Origin of the sequence: Citrobacter sp. L55, assembly GCF_002850715.1 — a bacterium.
Taxonomy (GTDB): Bacteria; Pseudomonadota; Gammaproteobacteria; order Enterobacterales; family Enterobacteriaceae; genus Citrobacter; species Citrobacter braakii.
Window position 1 is genome coordinate 1 of the sequence record NZ_KZ559456.1, and the last position, 652, is coordinate 652.

The following is a 652-nucleotide window of genomic DNA, read 5'->3' on the forward strand; positions in this document are numbered from 1 at the left end:
GTGGAAAGCATGCCGACAAAAGCATTGAATGTTTCGCCAGTGCGGGCAGGGTCTGGACGCATTTCATCGGCCAGCAGCGGTCCCCACGTTTTAAACTCTTCCACGTTCTCCAGCATCATCACGCGCGGTCGTTTCGCCAGTGCCCAACGCAGAACAATCCAGGCAAGACCGCGTATCTCTTTTTTCACTGGCTTCGCGCCTTTTGCCTTCGAGAAGTGTCGGCAGTCCGGGCTAAACCACGCCAGTCCGACTGGATTACCTCCGGTGGCGGCTACCGGATCCACGTCAAATACGGATTCACAATAATGCAGTGTGTCCGGGTGGTTCGTCTTGTGCATCGCAATGGCATTTTCGTCGTGGTTGATCGCAATATCCACGCTGCGCCCGATCGCCAGTTCAATACCCGTTGATGCGCCACCGCCACCAGCAAAGTTATCAACGATAATCTCACGCATGGGTTACCCCCTGCATGCTGCCGACAAGACCACGCGCAATTGTGATAATTTCGCTGGTGGCCGTTCGTTCCAGCCAGAGTTGATTGATGTTGGCTTTCAGCTTGTTCTGCTGTGATTCATCCAGCATGTCAGCGCCATCAACCTGGTCGAATACAATTCCAACCTCCAACGGCCAGATACGGGACTCGGGAAGCGGA

The 652-nt window shown here is 54.6% G+C and carries 1 protein-coding gene and 1 pseudogene; both read right to left on the bottom strand.

Features of this window, described 5'->3' with window-relative positions:
* On the bottom strand, nucleotides 1-455 hold a 455-nt coding region (locus tag B9P82_RS28110; RefSeq protein ID WP_143704309.1), incomplete at its 3' end, for a DNA cytosine methyltransferase.
* Nucleotides 448-652, bottom strand: a pseudogene (locus tag B9P82_RS28115) (phage N-6-adenine-methyltransferase); the annotation flags it as partial. The pseudogene B9P82_RS28115 and the gene B9P82_RS28110, both read right to left, overlap by 8 nt.